The 17083-nt window shown below is 37.5% G+C and carries 9 protein-coding genes; 4 read left to right on the top strand and 5 right to left on the bottom strand.

Going from position 1 to position 17083, the window contains the following annotated elements:
- Positions 1 to 168: 168 nt before the first annotated feature.
- Positions 169 to 3177: an ATP-binding protein gene (locus DB41_RS06445; protein ID WP_039385591.1), complete on the bottom strand. Its 3009-nt coding sequence runs from the start codon at positions 3175 to 3177 to the stop codon at positions 169 to 171.
- Between the two features lie 358 nt (positions 3178 to 3535).
- Between DB41_RS06445 and DB41_RS06450 the strand changes: the two genes are divergently transcribed.
- The 4 genes from DB41_RS06450 (at position 3536) to DB41_RS06460 (ending at position 10941) form a co-directional block, all read left to right on the top strand.
- Complete coding sequence (locus DB41_RS06450; RefSeq protein WP_039385601.1) at positions 3536 to 6433, top strand: tetratricopeptide repeat protein; 2898 nt, start codon at positions 3536 to 3538, stop codon at positions 6431 to 6433.
- Between the two features lie 35 nt (positions 6434 to 6468).
- The gene (locus tag DB41_RS12980) at positions 6469 to 6576 is read left to right on the top strand and encodes a hypothetical protein (protein WP_368730547.1); all 108 of its coding nucleotides are present in this window, start codon (positions 6469 to 6471) and stop codon (positions 6574 to 6576) included.
- Positions 6577 to 7208: 632 nt separating this feature from the next.
- Positions 7209 to 9578 (top strand): DUF294 nucleotidyltransferase-like domain-containing protein, encoded by a 2370-nt coding sequence (locus DB41_RS06455; protein WP_039385602.1) that lies wholly within the window; start codon positions 7209 to 7211, stop codon positions 9576 to 9578.
- Between the two features lie 58 nt (positions 9579 to 9636).
- Entirely contained in the window at positions 9637 to 10941 is a 1305-nt protein-coding gene (locus tag DB41_RS06460; protein ID WP_039385604.1) for a tetratricopeptide repeat protein, read from the top strand.
- A gap of 366 nt (positions 10942 to 11307) precedes the next feature.
- Here the strand turns inward: DB41_RS06460 and pdeM are convergent, their stop codons facing one another.
- The 4 genes from pdeM to DB41_RS06480 are packed head-to-tail and all read right to left on the bottom strand — an operon-like array spanning position 11308 to position 16940.
- Positions 11308 to 11949, bottom strand: a complete 642-nt coding sequence (gene pdeM / locus DB41_RS06465) for a ligase-associated DNA damage response endonuclease PdeM (RefSeq protein WP_039385606.1) — start codon at positions 11947 to 11949, stop codon at positions 11308 to 11310.
- Positions 11946 to 14357, bottom strand: a complete 2412-nt coding sequence (locus DB41_RS06470; protein ID WP_039385607.1) for a ligase-associated DNA damage response DEXH box helicase — start codon at positions 14355 to 14357, stop codon at positions 11946 to 11948. The genes pdeM and DB41_RS06470 overlap by 4 nt, the downstream gene beginning before the upstream one ends.
- Positions 14347 to 15939 carry an ATP-dependent DNA ligase gene (locus tag DB41_RS06475; protein ID WP_039385609.1) on the bottom strand — a complete coding sequence of 531 codons (1593 nt, stop codon included), beginning with the start codon at positions 15937 to 15939 and terminating at the stop codon, positions 14347 to 14349. The genes DB41_RS06470 and DB41_RS06475 overlap by 11 nt, the downstream gene beginning before the upstream one ends.
- On the bottom strand, positions 15936 to 16940 hold the full coding sequence (locus tag DB41_RS06480) for a ligase-associated DNA damage response exonuclease (RefSeq protein ID WP_039385611.1): 1005 nt from the start codon (positions 16938 to 16940) through the stop codon (positions 15936 to 15938). Before DB41_RS06480 ends, DB41_RS06475 begins: the two co-directional genes overlap by 4 nt.
- Between the last annotated feature and the right edge of the window lie 143 nt (positions 16941 to 17083).

Genomic DNA, 17083 nt, shown 5'->3' on the forward strand with positions numbered 1-17083 from the left:
ACCAAAAAAGATAAATAATATTTTTGCCTCTTAAGATTGTGAGCATCAATTTTAATCGTGCCCCACCCCCACTCAAATGAAGGGGGGGCTCATTAAAATTGATGCAAACAATCTAAAAAGGGCAAAACACTTAAAAAAAATTAGGTTAAGAAAAAAAGATCTCAGATTTTACAGAAAAATTGCTGGACAATCTGCACTATTACTATAACAGCATGGATCCATTCTTTCTACAAGCCAATTTTTTAATCGCTTAGCTTTTTCAGCTTCTTTAGGAGGGATTCTAGTTAGTCCTTTTCCTAATTTGTTGTAATAATAAATTGATTCATTGAGGGCTATAAGCGCTTGCTTAAGGTTTTTTTCTTTCAAATAAAGCTTAGCAAGATAATACTTAGATTTACCACAAATCCTCCAATCATTTTTGAGAGAATTTGAAGCAGCTTTAAACGCACTCTTAAAATGGCTTTTTGCAACCTCAGCATTCGCAAAAGGACAGTTACTATCTAAATAAAGCTTGCCTAAAATAAGGAAAATCTCTCCGGCTTTAAGGTGGTCTTTTTTAAACATCTGAAGGGCTCCTTCAAAGGCAGCTTTATCTCTACTATCAACTTTTTCAAGTCTCTGTTGTGCATTGTAGTAGTATGTCTCTTTTTCTACTTTATCAGATGTAGCTTGTGCTAACTTATGGTAAACTCTACCCAATTGAAGATTGCAATACCATTCATTAAATTCATCACGCTTTTCTCCAGGCCTTACAAATTTTTTTTCGCCAAATATTTTAAGATAAAGGCCTTCTGCCTCCACCAGATCTTCCTTCTCGCCCTTTAAAAGAAGCGAGCCAATTCCTTGCCGCTGGAAAGTTATAATATCAAAAGGATTTGGGTTATCGTACAAAGCAGACTTACTTGATACTTCTTCTTGAATAGCAAAGGCTTTGCTAAAATGGTTGCCGGCTTGAGTTAAATCTTGCTCATGAAAATAAAATTTACCAAGGTAATGGATGGCTTGAGCACATAAAGCAGGAAGTTTCTTGTGTTTTTCTGCAAGCTTACAAATAGTCTCAGCCGTATCATTTTCGGGTTGAACTCCAGCCAATTCTAAGCTTTTCTTAAAAGCTTTTTGCGCTTCAAGAAGATTATTGGATTGCAAGTGATAATTACCCAACACATTATAAAGATGCACAAAACAATATTTTAATTCATCTTGCAAGCTATGCTCTCCTGCAAGCTTCCAAAGGGGTTCGATCTGATTGACAAGACCTCTTTTAGGATTGTAGCTATCTACAAACCGCATATCTAATTTATAATTTTTTTCAAGAAATAAAATAAATTCTTTAAAAACCTTTTTGTTGTTCCCCTCTGGTTTATATGCTTCTTCGATTAATTTTTGCATGTATGGATGGACTTCCCATCCTTCTTGCCCCACCCTACTAATTAATGAATGATTCTCAAGAAGATTTATCACAGACTCAAATAACTTGGATTTCTTCTCTTCTTCGAACCAGAGCCGAAGTAAAGATTCATGGATAAAATAAGGATTAAGAAAAGGAATTATAGAAAAAAGAAATTCCGATTCATTCTTAGCTTGCTTGCATTCTTGTATGTTTAGAGAGTATATAGCTTTTAAAAGCTTATCAGCCTCCACTAGATTGAGATCTGTTTTTTCTATTCCTATAAGAATAAGATCTTGTAACTCGCCAATAAAGGATGTCATTAAACTATCACTAGAATTGAACTTTATTTGTCTCTCATCACTTTTTATACTAGTAAGTTGCATCGCTTCTAGAAGCGGACCTATATCTACTAGAATTCTAGAAGAACCTTCTTCCCTCGATTTAATAAGAAGCGTTAGCTTATCCTTATTAAGCTTTAATAGATCATTGAAAAAGCTGCCGCCTGCTTGTTGTTCCTTTTTCTGCCAAGATTCCATAGCTTCTAAAAGTTTGGAGGCATCGACTGTTTCCTTATGGCCATCTGTACGCATTTTTATGACGCTTTTTAATTGCGTTAGATACGAATCCACTAAAGAATCAAAGGAATCAGTCGGCTTCGCATATTTAAAATGAATAGCGGATTGCTTAATAGCCAATGGAAAGTAAGAAAGTTGACGAAGCAGCTTGCGTTTTGAAGTACTGGCTTGATTAAATGCCCCATGTTCCTTTCCCAAGGTAAGATTGAAAATCTTAAGAGCTTCATCCTCGCTAATTAAATGTGCTTGCATGTTGAATGATTCAACCCCATCTATATCCTCCTGAGCAACGAGTAAAATTTTTCCTTTTAAGCTGTTCTTAATAAATGCTTTTAAATCTTCAGGCCATTTTGGATAAAAATCTGATCTCTCTTCCGGCCTTTTTGGAAGAAAAGCTTGCAGCTTTTCGTATTTCTTGAGATCCTTGGAATCCAGGTTATCAACTATAAATAGCCAATCCGGCCTCTTGACAAGCTTTTTGTTGACTTCACTAATGATCTCCTCAATAGGAGCATTAGCAGAAACCTCAACACCTAAATCTTCTGCAAATTTCTTATAGGAGTATTCAAAATTTTCATCATCTCTCATATCACCGTAAAATACCGTTCTTATGCCCTCAGGCTGATCCTTCTTTTCTTGTTCATAATATAGGGCATATTGTTTGGCCAAAGTAGTTTTTCCCGATCCAGGTATACCTATAAGCGACAATTTTTGAATTGTTGATTTTTGCATTTTAAATACATTATCTAATTCAGTGATGTTATCTGTACAAATCCATTGTTCTTTAAAGGAGGAAATTTTGTTCGAAAAATCGATGTGTTTAATTCCCCCTTTAAGCCATTTATTATAATAATCAGTAATTTGGTCCTGAAATATAACACTTGGTATTGCCACCAGAGCACCAACGAAAAACTTTATTATCCACTTTCCCCGCTTGGATTTATTTATGTTATTAACTACTTCCGTGGGTAGTAAATTCACTTTATCTTTTAATACTCCGAGCTCGCTTTTTGATTCTCCAAGCAATGTTTTAATGTCACCTTCCGCTTGTCCCAACCGAGATTTTAGTTCGGCATTAATATTTTTTACTTGTTCTCGTAATTCTCCTGAAGGCTGGTTCTTTGTTTTTCTGCTGTAAGAGCACCTATTTTTAGGCCAGGGAGAGGAAAGAGAATGACCTGGACATACTTGTGTAATGATAGTCCTAGGCATTTTATTATGCTTAAAAGTCGAAATATATTGATGATTTGTCCTCAGGGTGCGGAATGCAGTAGATACCGATATCGAATGAAAAAGAACACAGGGAAGTGGCTTATTTGCTGCGTAAAGAGGTAAAATATTTCCTAGTTTTGGATAAGAGCCTCTGGTGAGTGGAAAAAGTGCTTTTGATGAGGAAACCGACATATCATTAGACCTAGATTTAAGTTAAAAAAAGTACAAATTTAAATAGAATGCAATCTTACCGCTTAGTATATTCTTTTTTAAAAGCTGAGTTTGACTATTAGGGATAGTGAATAATCCCCTAATATAAGTCAAAAAATTTCCTTAACCTTTGAATATTAGGTAGATTATGAGTTTAAAAATTTTATCTAGCAATCCTCTTATATTTCCGGTGTTTAAAGATCTACCCTTCCCTAAGAAAGACTCGCAAGTATACGCAGGAATTGCCTTAAAGATATTTGAAAAATTGAGCCTGCAAGATCTTTGTCAAATAAATATGGTTTGTAAAGAATGGAAGCAGCTTATTGATACTAGCAATTTATTTAAACAGCTCTATCAACAACTTCCTACAGCCAAGCTTCACCACTTGAAACAGCCTATTGCTATCCCATCTGTTGCTAATAATAAAATTATTAATGCTTCTTATTCTCTAGGCTCTCTCCCCTCCCATATCTATCACTGTATTTTCCTTTCGTTTGATAGTTTAACTCCCGATGACTTAAGAAAAATTCTCGATGTAAGAACATGTGCGCAAGTATTTAAACGAAATATGCCCAGCAATTTCAAATTCTTGACTTACTATCAACCTCTAAAACTACAACCTTATCTTTGCAAACTTGCAAATTATTTAGAACGGCTTGTTCATTCTATGGATCGAAATGTTATTTCTTTATCAAGAGATAGGTTAGAGGCAGCAGAAGAAGCTTACAAACTACTATTAAAGCATGCTGTTGAAAAGAAAGACTCTATTCAAGAGAGCTTATACTTAGAAATATTAGGCGATGTTTATTACCTTAAAGGAAAGCGCGAGCAGCTTGTTCAAGCAGCCGGAATTTACATTTATTCCATATGCCTTGCCCCTAAAGATAGGCAAGGAATAATTAAAGAAAAGATTTTTAATGTTCAAAGGATACTTATTGAGCTATGCGAAGGAGAACCTATAAACCTTGAACAAATGCAGAAACAATTCGAAGATAATCGCGAATTATTAAAAAATTTTAGAAAGGGAATTAAAGAGAAAATTCACACTCTGACTGAAACACCTTCTTCTGAACAAGTCAGAGAGCTTTACTGTGAGATTGCTCAAGGGGTAAAAGTTTTCTTTAAAAGTCTTGTAGATCAAGCCAATGATGTTTTAGGCCCTCCCCCATGTGAATATGCCATGATAGGCTTTGGTTCTCTAGCTAGAGAAGAGATGACTCCTTACTCCGATTTGGAATTTGGCATCCTTATATCAGATGACAATACAAAAAATAGAAAGTATTTTAAGCATCTGACCACTCTAATTCACTTAAAAGTGATCAACTTAGGAGAAACCATTCTTCCTGCTTTAAACATTCCTTGCTTAAAAGCCATTGATTTCTTTGATAGCATCACACCACGAGGCTTTGCCTTTGATGGAGCTGGAGTAGAAGGAAAGGGGTGTAAAACTCCTTTTGGTAATGGCACGACTTTTGAGCTAATCCAAACTCCTGAGAAGATGGCCCAATATATTGGTAAAGATGATAAAGGCAATTGGTGGCATACGAAAGAGCCTCATCTCCCTATGGAGCTTTTAACCTTTACTCATTTGCTAGGTAGCATTAACTTAACAAGGCAATATAGCCAAAAAGTACAGGAAAAGCTTAACATGCCTTATCAAGAAAGCCTTGATCTTCGTCAGTACTTGGCCAAGCAGCATCTATTTGAGGCTGATATGTTAACCTTCAATCCAGGACTAGGCGATTTAGAAAGACAAGGAATGCTTTTTAGAGTTAAAAATGATTTTTACCGTTTTCCTCACCTCGCTTTAGACCGCCTAGCCCTCCTCAATAAAATAGAAGCCTCAGATACCCTCACTAGAATTGATGAACTAAATAAGCAAGAGGTTCTAACGCAAGCCGCCTCTGAAAAGCTGAGAGATTGGATGAGCATAGCCTTATTCATGCGCCTTAAGACCTATTCTCATTATCAAGCACAACAAGAAATGATGAATCCTCTAATTAAACCTTTTGGCTTTGAGGATCCTGTCCTTATTGAAAAGCAGCTTGCTGTAGATCAGAAAACCTTAGAAAAAATTAAACAAATTTATTACATTTTTATTCCTTTTTATAATGCTATCCACCAGTTTTTATCAGATAATGAAGACAGTCTTAAGCTTTCAGATTTATCTGAGGAATCACCGCAGACGCAAGGGGATATAGCAGCGCGGCTTTTTCAATATGAACACGCTAAAAATTTTTACCTTCAAGCCTTACAAGTAGACCCTCGGAATGCAGGAGTGCTAAATGCCTTGGGATTGATCTACCATGAACAAGAACAATCAGATCAAGCATTGGAATGGGTTAATAAAGCACTCGAAATTGACAAAAGACATATGGATGAAACATATTCCAGCGTGCTAAAAGATTACAGCAATTTAGGACAAATTTATCACGATCAAAGAAATATTGGCAAAAAACATAGTATGCATGAAGCTTGCCTTAACTTGGTAAGGGATTACAGTAATCTAGGACAAATCTATCAAAATCAAGAAAATTTAGAAAAGGCGATAGAGTGTTTTAATGAAGCGCTCAATATTTGCGAGCACATACCCTATGGAAAAAATAGCTATACTATGTCAAGCCTTTACAACAACCTGGGAATGACCTATGAAGCTCAAGGAAAGTTGATAAAGGCAACCAAGCATATTAATCAAGCAATCAAAATCGACGAAAAGCTATTTGGTAAAAATCATCCAGAGGTAGCTATATACTATAACAACTTGGGGATGATCCGTGAAGCTCAAGGAAATTTAGAGGATGCGGCTAAGTATGTCAATCAAGCACTCGAGATTGACAAAAAGCATTTTGGCGAAACTCATCCCCATGTGGCAATAGGATATAGCAACCTAGCTAAAATCTATAAAAAACAGGGAAATATAAAAAAAGCTTTTGAGTATGTCAACCAAGCACTCATGATCAGTCAAAAACTTTTTGGCGAAACACATCCAACTACGGCAACTTTCTACAACAATTTAGGGCACTTTACCAAGCTCAAGGAAAATTAAAAGAGGCATTAGAGTGTGCACATAAGACATTTAGAATCAATAGCGAAATTTATCGAGAAGATCACCCTAGTTTGGTAATAGATGTGTTTAATTTGGCAATGCTCTATATAGAGCAAGGCAACAACAAAACAACTATTAATTAGTTTATTCAAGAACACGAAATCATTGCAAAGCTAAATAGAAAGAGTTACACAAGAGAAATAATTTTAATAATTTAAGTTAAATCGATAAGATCTGTGAGCGGTCACACAGGCGACAGAGCTGCTTAAACTCTTAATCCACAAAAGATAATGTAAAGCAGAACGTGCAGTAAATAGAAAAAAACTATTTACAAGCATTTTTGGCTTTGCAAAGGCCCGCATAATCACATCTACAACTGGGCTTACTCCGTGACCGCTTACCAAGATCTAGAAAACCATGAAAGGCAACCGAGAATATCAATCTAAAGCATGAAAAAAATGCGAGTAATATATTAAAAGCTAAAAAATAAGTTTTAATATTTTTTTGATTAGAAAGAACAAAATATTGAAAAAAATTATTTAATATATAGAAGAATGCTGCGCGTATAGTCTAATAAGAGATTTAACCCTTAAAAGCTGACTCTTTTCTTACAAGCAGTTTTTTTAAGTATATGTTTGCATAAAGAGCTGCTCGAAAGTATATTATTTTTATATCTCTATTAGCAAACTGCTGAGAGGCAAAAAAATAATAAGCAATCATATACGAGCATTACCTTGCACCTCTACCTAAACACAGATAAAAGAGAAATAAACCTATGAGCTCAGTAAACCTATCTATCAATCCTTTTATATTTCCTGGATTTGAGGAAATAGAAAAAAGAAAACAGCCTTATCTAAAACTTGGCCCCTATGCAGAGATTAGCTTAAAGATTTTCAAAGAGCTGAGTCAGCAAGATCTTTCTAACGCACGAGGCGTTTGTAAAGAGTGGAAGCAATTAATTGAGCAAATGGATGGATGGAAAAGGCTTCATTTAAAGAAAATTAAAAGTAATTTACCAACAAATAATCAACTTGCTAATAATAAAGCAAATTCCTTAAATCTTTCTCCGCCTCACTGGAGCCCCTCTCAAATAGCTAAGTCTTTATGGTATGATTCTTCAACTATTATTAGCGACTCGCAAGAAGCAAAAGTAAATACTGTAGCTGCCTATCTACATAAAGAAGGCTTTGAATTAAAAGGGGTTGCAGGTGACGGTGACTGCTTTTTTAGCGCTTTTTTAGGAAGTTATAATTCCCTCTCTAGAAAAATTCCTTTGCTAGATGAGCATCCAGATAAAACTTCATATTTGAGGCAAGTGCTCTCAGACATTGTTAAACACAGAGACAGTAAAAGAGCAGAAGAAATAATAGAAAAAGGAAGCTGGGTAAGTGGCTTAGGCGAAGGAGATCTGTTAGCCTCGGCTTTATCTATTCCTATAAGGTTAGTAACGGTTAATGAAGAAGGGTTGATTTGCGGTATTCATGATAGGTTAATTTTTTCACAAGCAGGCCTAGAAGAAAATAATAGATCCCATGAATGGAAAACTGTTTCCCAAGAAGAAAGGCCTCAAGAATATATTCTTATAGTGGATGTAGGTGGTCATTTTATTTATGCTCAAAAGCCCGTAAAACAAGATAAAACTCTTCTTTCAAAGTCGAAAACCTCTTCCGATATTCTTTTTTCTAATTCTCTATCGATGAATGCACTAAAAAGCCCCCTAAAGACATTGGAAAGCCTGGAGCTTTTATCAGACGAGAACATAAAAGAATTAGAACAAACTTATACGCAAGCTTTACAAATTGCTGTTCAAGAGAAAGATCCTATTCAAGAGAGCTTTTGCATAGAAGAATTAGGTGACATTTATCTAAGAAAACAAACATCGGAAACGCTTCTGCAAGCGGCAGGTCTTTATAATTATGCTTTACGCCTTGCTCCTCAACAGCGTCAAAAAGTTCTTAGGGATAAACTCTCCCAAGTACAAAATTTACTCGTTAGAGAATGTAAAGGTAAACCTTTTGATCCTCTGGCAATGGAGAAACAATTTGAACGCAACCGTAGCAAATTAAAAAAATTTAGAGAAGAAATAGAGAAGAAAATTCAAGCTTTACCAGAAGACCCTTATTCTCAAGAGGTAAGAGAGCTTTATGGTGAGATAGCTCGCCAAATAAAAATTTTCTTTAGGCAGCTTACAATACAGGCCTTACATCAATTAGATCCTGCGCCTTGTAAATATGCCATGATAGGCTTTGGCTCATTAGCTAGAGAAGAAATGACTCCTTATTCTGATTTAGAATTTGGCATTCTTATACAAGAAGATACTGATTCCTATAGAGAATACTTTAAGTGCCTTACTGCTCTTATCCATTTAAAGGTTATCAATCTAGGGGAAACCATCCTTCCTGCCTTAAACATTCCTTGCTTAAAAGCCATTGATTTCTTTGATAGCATTACACCACGAGGTTTTGCCTTTGATGGAGCAGGAGTAGAAGGAAAAGGCTGTAAAACTCCTTTGGGTAATGGCACAACTTTCGAGCTCATACAAACACCTGAAAAAATGGCCCAATATATTGCTAAAGACGAAGAAGATCAGTGGTGGTATGAGAAAGAACCTCACCTTCCTATGGAATTGCTAAATTTTACTCATTTGCTAGGGAATAATGAGCTAACTCAGCAATATAGTCAAAAAGTTCAAGAAGAGCTTAATACTCTCCATCAAAAAGAGCCTCATCTTCGTCAGTACTTAGCCAGGCATCACTTATTTCAAGCCGATATGACAAATTTCGAACCAGGAATGGATGATTTAGAAAGGCAAGGCATGCTATTTAAAGTTAAAAACGATTTTTACCGTTTTCCTCACCTAGCTTTGGACCGTTTGGCCCTCTTTAAAAAAGTAAAAGCTTCTGACACATTTACTAGAATTGATGAGTTAAACAAGCAAGGGGTTCTAACACAAACTGCATCTGAAAAAATGAAGGATTGGATGAGTATAGCATTATTCATGCGCCTTAAGACTTATTCTCATTATCAAGCGCAACAGGAGACAATGAACCCTCTAATTAAACCTTTTGGCTTTGAAGTTTCTGTCATTATTAAAAAGCAGTTCGCTTTAGATCCTGAAGCTTTAAAAAAGATAAAAAAAATTTAATCAGATTTTCATACCTTTCTGTCGATCTATTCAGGAATTTTTCGCAGGCAATGAAGATATGCTTAAATTTTCAAATTTAGAAGATGACTCCCCCCAGACGCAAGGAGATATAGCTGCACGGCTTTTTCAATATAAAGAAGCTAAAGGTTTTTACAGTCAAGCATTACAAGAAAACCCTGAAAACGTAAGGGTGCTAAATGCCCTGGGAATGATCTGCTGCGATCAGGGAGAGTTAGATGAAGCGATTAAATGCGTTGAGAGTGCGCGCGCAATCGATGAAAAATGTCCTAATACGCCTTACCTCAATATAGTAAGAGATTATAGCAATCTTGGAACGATTGCTTACTCTCAAAAAGATTTAGAAAACGCTACTTTGTACTTTAATCAAGCAATAGAAAAGAGTACTGATAAAAATCACCCTACCATGGCAATTCTTTACAATAATTTAGGACAAATCTACCAAGCTCAAGGGAATTTAGGAAAAGCCGCTGAATGCGCCAAGCGAGCGATACACATTGCTGGAAAAAATTATCCTACTTTGGCCACATATTACAATAATCTGGGAAAAATTTATCTAGATCAAAACAAGTTAAACAAAGCAACTGAATATGTCAATCGCGCTCTCACCCTTAACCAGAGGATTTTTAGTGAAAATCATTTCCGTGTAGGAATCAATTATAATACTTTAGCATTGATCTACCAAGAACAAGGAAAACTGAAAGAGGCGACTAAGTACTTTAAGCGATCATTAGCCATTGCCATTAATCTCTTTGGTGGAGATCATCCTAGCATTGCAACACGCTATAATAATTTGGCAACAATATATAAAAATCGAGGAGGAGAAAAATTAAAGAAAGCCCTAACGTTTGCAAATAAAGCATGCGACATTAACATTAAGCTTTTTGGTAAAAATCATCCCAATGTGGCAATCGATCGCAGTACGCTAGGGACAATCTACTACGCCCAGGAAAAGTTAGAACAGGCAGCCCAGTGTTTTAATGAAGCCCTTACCATTGATATTGAGAAATTTGGAATAAACCATCCAAATTTAGCAATTCGTTACAATAACCTGGGAGTTGTCTACATGCATCTAAAAAAATTTAGGGAAGCGGCCATAGCTGCCAAGAAAGCGCTCGATATCAACCGTAAGATGTTTCCAGATGAAAATCATCCCAATGTGGCAACATGCTATAACACTTTAGGAATGATTCATAAAGCTCAAGGGAATTTATATCAGGCAACTGAATATATCAAGAAAGCGCTCGCTATCAATATTAGGATATTTGCAGATGAAAACCATCTTAATGTGGCTACGTGTTACAGCAATTTGGGACTGATCTACTTAGATCAAAAAAAAATTTGATAAAGCGATGATCCACCTAAAAAAATCTCTCAAGATTAATCTTAGGGTTTCCCGCAAAAACCATCTATGCATTGCAGAAGGCTTTAAGAAGCTAGGGATAATTTACTATAGCCTCGAAAATTTCAAGCAAAAGGACAAATGCTTTGAGCTAGCACGCAGAAATGAACTTAAGCTTGTATGACTATGCAGACTTAGTGCCTTTGCAGATTACCCAACTTTGAGGATATGCTCTACCCTGCTCTCAAAAGAGGCAAAAATAATGAGTGAATATATCGATAAACTACTCGCTCAGATAACAATCTGACACAAAGCTCAAAAAAAAGATAAAGCCTTATACTAAAACAGCATGACAATAAGACTTGCTGCCTATATTTCGATTATCTTTTTACCGGCTAGCGCAAAGATGCGATTGTCTGCATTCTTAGTGACAGTAGAGCCTCCTACGAAATCGCTGAAGGCTGGCAACACTCCTAAAGAGTCAGAAATTTGGAAGCAACGCAAATTTAGCTGATCGTGCCTACTTTTGAGCAAAATTTGAGGGTGAAGATGCCCTGACCAAACAAAGTGGTTCTCTATGGTTATAGGAAAATGGTTAAAGTAAAAAGGCTTGATCGCCAAGTATTCTTGATGGACCTGTAAGTTCCAGCTTGCCGGCATATAATTTTTTAACACTTGATCATGGTTGCCCAGGATAAGATCTACTGAGCAATTGATGATAGAAAGCCACTCGCCAAATTTTGATTGCACGCCTTCAGAGAGGCCATTTTGGGCATGAATAAGATCGCCTACCACGATACAGCGTTGAGCGCCTGTATGTTCGATTATATTTTTAAGGTTGAGCAAGTCTTGATCCATAGCCCCTTCAGGTACAGCAATTCCCGCTCTTTGCATAGTGGCTGCTTTTCCGAGGTGAATATCAGCAACTATTAAGGCCTTATTCTCCTCCCAATAAGCAGCTCTTTGTGGTAACAATTGAATAGTCTGCTCGCGGATTTTGATCGTTATCATTTTCTTTTCCAGCTACTTTTAATTTTCTCAATACGCTCTTCTAAAGTTTCATTGGTGAGATGGCCACTTACTCTTTCTATATAAAGAGGAAGAGCAAAGGGGCTTAATTTGGGGGGGTGCGTAAGAATGATAAGGGAGGTGGACAATCTTTTCAACACTTGCAAAATTCTATCTAACTCAAATTGCTGATGGATTACCTCACTTTTTGCCTGTTGTATTAATAAATTCGAAGGGTCATATTTACTAAAAACTTCATAGAGCAAGCTGCTACTCACCTGCACTTGACGATGAGTTTTATGTTTACCTGGATACCCTTGAAAAATAAGCCCTGAAATGCGGGCGATGTCTCGAAAAGAAGAGCGCGCTAACTCATGAAGATTGATCAGCGAGGTGATCTCTTCTTCAAGCTTATCGAAAGCAAATAAAGCATTATTTAAACTTTCTTCATTGAAAGGCGCGCAGCTAAGAATTTCAAGACCGTAATCGTTAGAACTTAAGGTAAACGTACCTGGGTTACTTTTAGATAAGCGAGAAGCAATAATATAAGCAAGCCCCTGATGGACAGCTTTGCCTTCAAAAGGATAAAAAAAAAGATGCCAACCCTCTCGTGATTTTAAACTCTCGATAAGCATCTCATTTTCGTTGGGAATGGAGGAGAGCTTTTTTTGTATGGCAAGAATTTGCTCTAAAAAAGCATTTTCCGGGTAGATCTCTTGAGAGGGGTTTAATGATTCTCTTAACATTTTTCCTAAAGGAGCAGAAAAGGGAAGCCTGCCACCGCGCCATACGGCGGCAGTCTTAGGCACCCCCTTACTAAGGCGCACATAAGCTGTTAGATCACGAAATTGAATAAGTTCTAAGAGACGTCCCCCGAATAAAAAACGATCGCCTTTTTTCAAGCTGGATAAAAAATTTTCTTCAATGATCCCTAAAGATTTTCCATTAGCCATCTTCACAGGAATATGAGGTTCAGAGGTGATCGTACCGATATTTAGGCGATGAAACTGTATAATTTTTTTATCGACAACCTTATAAAGATCTTTTTCTATAATAAGCTTTTTATATTCAGGATAGGCCGTTAAAGCTTTCCCTCCATGAATTAAAAATTCTAGGCAGCTATCAAATTCTTCTAGTGTTAGATCTTTAAAAGCATAGGTCGTTTTAATCTCTTTAAACATTTCATCTTTATTAAATCCTCCACCAATCGCACAAGTCACTAAGTGCTGGATAAGAACATCGAATGTATGCGTCAAGGGCATACGATTTTCAATCAGTTGGTGCTGTAAGGCTTTACGATAACTTTTCAATTCAGCAATCTCTAAAGCATGGGTAGGAACAATCAACAAGCGGCAAGGAGTAAGAGGACGGTGGGAGGAACGACCTGCTCTTTGCAATAAACGGGCAATACTTTTGGGCGATCCTACTTGGATCACTTGCTCGACAGGAGAAAAGTCAATTCCTAAGTCTAACGAAGAAGTACACACTACGCATTTCAAGATCCCCTCTTTCAGACGTTGTTCAATGAGTTCTCTTTCTTTTTTATCGATAGAGCTGTGATGCAGGCCTATTAAATTTTTCCATTCGGGTTTAGCCTCCTCTATTGCTTGATACCAGCGCTCGGCTTGCGAGCGAGTATTGGTAAATATCAAGGTCGATTGGTGAGGAGAGAGCTTGGCAAGGACATAGGGAAGCATGCCTAGACCCGATTTTCCTGCCCACGGCAGCTTTTCTACGCTACTCGGTAATAAAGTCTCTAAGATCACTTCCCTTGGCATCTTAGTCACAATCAAAGAAGCTTTACGATCTATGCCTACACAAACCTGAGCTGCTTCCTCTAGATTGCCAAGCGTCGCTGTCAGCCCCCATATCCTTACACTTTTACTCCAGCTTTTTAAACGAGCTATACAAAGTTCTAGTAAGGCTCCACGTTTTGTGCCCAAAAGTTCATGCCACTCATCGATAATAATGGCCTGTAAGTGGGCAAACTGCTGCTTGGCTTCTGCATTGCTTATCACTAATGCCAAACTTTCAGGGGTGATCAGCAAAATCTCCGGAGGATTTTTAGCTTGTTTAACTCTTCGGCTTGTCGTGGTGTCTCCTGTTCTTTTTTCTACTCGATAGGGAAGCTTAAGATCAAGGATAGGCTGTTGAAGCGCTAGTTGAATATCACTAGCCAAGGCTCTTAAAGGGGTAACATAGAGAATTTGCCCCCCTTTAGCGCGATGATGATGGAGATGGGATAAAGCGGCAAGGTAAGCGGCATAGGTTTTACCTGCCCCCGTAGGGACAGAAATTAACCCATCCTTTGCTTCAAAAAAGGCTTTCCAAGCTTCTTGCTGAAAGGCAAGAGGGCTCCATTCTTTTATTTTTAACCAATCCAGAATGAAAGCTAATTCTTTATTGCTCATTCAAAAATTCTAGCTTAATTTGTTGCAGAGTGTCACATTCAGTAAAAGGCTTATCAGTTCTCCAGCGTGCAATGCGAGGGAAGCGTAAAGCAATCCCCGATTTATGCCTTTTAGAACTTTGGATGCCTTCAAAAGCTATTTCAAAAACTTGTTCAGCTTTCACTTTACGCACAGGGCCAAATTTTTCTTCGGTGTTACGCCTAATCCATCGGTCGAGCTTATCAATTTCTTGCTGAGATAATCCCGAATAGGCTTTAGTGATAGGAATGAGTTCCTGCTGATGCCACACGCCAAAAGTATAATCTGTATATAAATTTGCTCTTCTACCTGTACCCGCTTGAGCATAAAGAAGGACGGCATCGATGGTCATAGGATCTATTTTATATTTCCACCAATTTCCTCTTTGCCTCCCTGTACCATAGGGAGAGTTTAAGCGCTTAAGCATAATCCCTTCGGTTAAAGTATGCTTAGCCATTAAGCGTTTTTCATGGATCTGTTCCCATGCGTTAAAAGCAATGAGAGGAGAGATTAGAAATTTCGGATGAATTTCTGCTAATTCTTCTAAAATCTTACGTCGATTGATTAAAGCTTCTTTTCGAAGGTCTACACTGTTGTATTCTAAAAGATCATAAATCATAAATACGACAGGTGCTTCCTTTTGGATAGCTTTGGAAGGTGCTTTTCTTCCTAGCCTTTTTTGTAATACCCCAAAGGATAAAGGGTTTTCATTCTCATAAGCAAGGATTTCGCCATCTAGCACTGTTCCATGGGGAAATTTTTGTATTCCTTCTAAGATCTCAGGAAATTGATCGGAGATAAGCTCATTACCGCGCGACCAAATGGCTGCTGCTTTTTCTCTAAAAACAACTTGGGCGCGGATACCATCCCACTTCCATTCTGCCTGCCATTCATGGGGATGGATCAAAGCTTCCAAGTTTCCTTCCAAAGGCGAAGCTAGGTAAAAAGGGTAAGGGTTTAAGTAGTTATTTTTTTCTTCGACAACTCTTAAGCTATCAAAAAAATTGGCAGTAGGCTGCCAATGACCCATGACGCGTTGACTTAGCACTTCTTTCGGTACCTGAAGAGCTTGGCTTACAGCTTTAATAGCCGATAGCTGAGAAACACCGATGCGAAAGCCCCCTGTAAGAATCTTATTAAAGATAAAAATTTCTTTTTTACTGAGGCTCTTCCAAATTTCTACAACCGCACTTTTTTGTTCTTCCTCTTTCTTGGACTTTAAAGGTAGAATAAGGTTTTCCATCCAGGCAGACAAAGGCAAATCAATCAAATGATTTTTACTACAAGATTGCTCTAACAATAAAGATATTGTTTCGGCGGTATCCCCTACTGAAGCATAGGATTCTTCAATCAGCCAGGCTGGCAACTGGGTAATTTCTCCACACCAGGAGAGTAAAGTCTTAGAACCTATTAGCCTTTTTAACCTATGTCCACTTAAGAAAAATAATGCCCAGGCGCCATCTTCGGAAGGAACTTTTTTAAAGTATTCTTCCATATAGCGTAGCTTTTCATTAGTTGATGAAGTTTGATCAATCAGATCAAACAATTCCGTAAAATTTTTCAATCGATCTCTTCCTCTAAAACATCTAATCCTCTTAATTCCCTAGCATCCACATGCAGCTGCTCACGCAAATATTTTGCTAGTACATCCGTGCTCCCATGGGTAGTTAACACAACTTTAGCTTGGCTCTGCTTAATCGTTTGTATTAATCCTTCCCAATCCGCATGATCGGATAGCACAAATCCTTGGTCCATGCCTTTCCTTTTACGGGCGCCTCTTACCAGCATCCATCCAGAAGCTGCTGCTGCGCGAAAGTGAGGAAAACGTTTTAACCAAGGTGAGCCTGCGGCAGAAGGAGGCGCTAAAATCAGATCTTTTGAGAATGTATAGCCTTTTGGCTGTTCACTACAGGCGATAAAGGGCAGCATTTCAATCCCCTTTTCTGCATAGATTTTCGTCAATGACATCATAGCTCCATGCAAATAGGCGGATTGGTCTGTAAAAGACTTTAATAAAGAGAGAATACGCTGGGCTTTTCCTAATGAATAGGAATAAATAATGGAAGGGTGATTGTTGGCTTTGTTTTGTTCCCACCACTCAAACATCTCCTTAGCTATTTCCAAGCTATCTTGCCAGCGATAGATAGGCAAGCCAAAGGTAGATTCGGTAACAAATATATCGCATTCTAATGTTTCAAAGGGCTGACAAGTGGGATCTAAAGCTCTTTTATAATCCCCGGAGATAACGGTAACGGTGTTATTTGTTTCTATACGTATTTGCGAAGAGCCTAGAATATGACCTGCCGGATGAAGCGATACCCAACAATCTTTTATTTTTATCTTTTCACCATAGGAAAGCACCTGTAACGAAATATGACTTCCTAATCTATGTAGCAGTAAATCTTTAGAATCTTTTGAAGTGATATAATGTTGATGGCCGCGATACGCGTGGTCTCCATGGGCATGGGTAATGATAGATAAGGGCACGGGTTTCCATGCATCAATATAAAATTGCCCAGGGCAACAATATAATCCCTCCCGTCTCACTTCTAAGGGAATTTTCATTTAGACCTTTGCCAGTAAATAAATTTAACGTGCAAAAGCTTCTTTGCTAGCATCTACGGTTTTCTTATCTAACCCACGATCCTTAACAAGAATTAAATGAATTAACCAACCGCAAATCCCTTGCTAAAGCTATCTTTTTCTCT

Source organism: Neochlamydia sp. TUME1, assembly GCF_000813645.1.
Taxonomy (GTDB): domain Bacteria; phylum Chlamydiota; class Chlamydiia; order Chlamydiales; family Parachlamydiaceae; genus Neochlamydia.

Coding starts and splice junctions, on each gene's coding strand:
- DB41_RS06445 (WP_039385591.1), bottom strand. CDS start 3,177: ATGCCTAGGACTATCATTACACAAGTATGTCCAGGTCATTCTCTTTCC.
- DB41_RS06450 (WP_039385601.1), top strand. CDS start 3,536: ATGAGTTTAAAAATTTTATCTAGCAATCCTCTTATATTTCCGGTGTTT.
- DB41_RS06455 (WP_039385602.1), top strand. CDS start 7,209: ATGAGCTCAGTAAACCTATCTATCAATCCTTTTATATTTCCTGGATTT.
- DB41_RS06460 (WP_039385604.1), top strand. CDS start 9,637: ATGCTTAAATTTTCAAATTTAGAAGATGACTCCCCCCAGACGCAAGGA.
- pdeM (WP_039385606.1), bottom strand. CDS start 11,949: ATGATAACGATCAAAATCCGCGAGCAGACTATTCAATTGTTACCACAA.
- DB41_RS06470 (WP_039385607.1), bottom strand. CDS start 14,357: ATGAGCAATAAAGAATTAGCTTTCATTCTGGATTGGTTAAAAATAAAA.
- DB41_RS06480 (WP_039385611.1), bottom strand. CDS start 16,940: ATGAAAATTCCCTTAGAAGTGAGACGGGAGGGATTATATTGTTGCCCT.